Annotated in this window: 1 pseudogene; it reads left to right on the top strand. The window is 73.1% G+C overall.

Going from position 1 to position 1898, the window contains the following annotated elements:
* Positions 1-1898, top strand: a pseudogene (locus tag K336_RS16445) (hypothetical protein); the annotation flags it as partial.

Here is a 1898-nt window from a genome sequence, read left to right on the forward strand (position 1 = left end):
TGGGCCTCCACAGCCGACCAACGACTACTCCTCGACGACGACGGCGCAACCTGGATCCAACCCTCCGGCCGCCACATCCTGTTCCCGAGACTCGGCAACGGCTGGGACCGGGCCCACAACGACACCTACTGGCTCCACCACACCGGCCCCAACAGCACTGCTGGCGACAGCGGCACTGCCGCCGCTGGCGAGGCCATCCCCACCACCGACAACACCACCGGCGAGGCCGGCCCCACTGGTGACAGCAGCCCTGCCGGCGAAGCCGGTATCGGTACCGGCGCTGCCGGCGATGCGGTCGGCGGAGTCTCCACCACCGCCTCCGTGGCCGCCACTGCTGCTTCTGCTGCCGCTGCTGGTGGGTTCGTGGTGTCGGACAATGCGGGTGGCCGGTGGGTGTTCGATGGTGCGGGCCGGCCCGTGTCGGTGTCCCGGGGCGCGGGCACCAGGGTGGGCTACCGGTGGCACGACGGCCGGCTGGCGGGCCTGGCGCACGAGCGGGGCCGGGCCATCACCATCGAGTGGAACCCGGAGGGCACCCGGGTCACGGCCCTGGCCGCGTCGGATGGGCGGCGGGTGGGCTACTCGTACGACCCGGCGGGCCGGCTGGTGGAGGCCGCTTCCGCGGGCGGGGCCCGCCGGTACGGGTGGGACGAGGCCGGCCTCATCGCCCGGGTGGTGGATCCGGATGGTGTGGTCGAGGCGGTCAACTCCTACAACGGGCGGGGGCAGGTGGTGTCGCAGCGGTCCCGGTTCGGCCGTACCTCGCACTACACGTACCTGCCGGGCGGTGTGACGCAGGTGGCTGATGGGGACGGGGGCCGGGCGAACACCTGGGTCCACGACCAGCGGGGCCGTCTTGTGGGGATGGTGGACGCGGACGGGAACCGGCAGAGCATCGGCTGGGACCGGTGGGGCAACCGGACCCTGGTGACGGGCCGCGACGGGGCGGTGACTGTTTTCCGGCATGACGGGCGGGGCCGGCTCGTCACGCGTCTGGAGGCGTCCGGGGCCCGCACCGACTACGAATGGGACGGCCTGGACCGGGTCGTGCGGGTCACCGTCACCGACACCAGCGGGGCCGATGGTCCCAGCGTCGGTGACCGGGGCGCCGGCAGTGGTGGCGGCACCGGCACCGCTGGTAGCGGCAGCGCCGGCGGGGCTGGCGGGTCGGGGCTTGCGGTCACGACGTACGGGTATGCGGGCGGGGACCGGAATCCTTCGACGGTGAGGGACCCCTGCGGCGGGGTGACTCGGCTGGTGTGGGACCGGAATCTGCTGGTGCAGGTGGTGGACCCGGCAGGGGTGCGGGTCGGGTTCGGTTATGACGGGTACGGGGATCTGGTGTCGGTCATGAACGCCGTGGGGGATGTGGCTCGTCTGGTCCGTGATGGGGCGGGTCGGGTTGTTCGTGCTGTTGACCCGTGCGGGTCGGAGACCGGGTTCGGTTACGACAAGGCGGGCCGGTTGGTGTCGCGGCGGGATCCGGACGGGGCGGTGTGGGGGTTCGAGTACACGGCCGGGGGCCGTGTGGTTGCTCGTGTTGATCCGACGGGTGCGCGGACGGCGGTGGAGCTGGGTTCTGCGGGCCAGGAGACGGCCGGTGTCGACCCGTTGGGGCGGCGTCTGGAGCGGGAGTGGGACGATGCGGGCGATGTGGCCGGGGTGCGGCTGCCGGACGGGCGGGAGTGGTCGTACGTCCATGACGGGCTGGGCCGGCTGACCGAGGTCGTCAACCCGGAGGGGGCGGTGTGGCGCCGGGAGTACGACGTCAATGGTGCGCTGGCGGCGACGGTGGATCCTGCGGGGGTGCGTCGGGGGCTGGCGTGGGGCGCGGACGGGTCCGTGACGGTGTCGGACGCGTCGGGGACGGCTCGTGTGGGCGTGGACGGGCTGGGACG

It is taken from the genome of Propionibacterium acidifaciens DSM 21887, from assembly GCF_000426605.1.
GTDB lineage: Bacteria > Actinomycetota > Actinomycetes > Propionibacteriales > Propionibacteriaceae > Propionibacterium > Propionibacterium acidifaciens.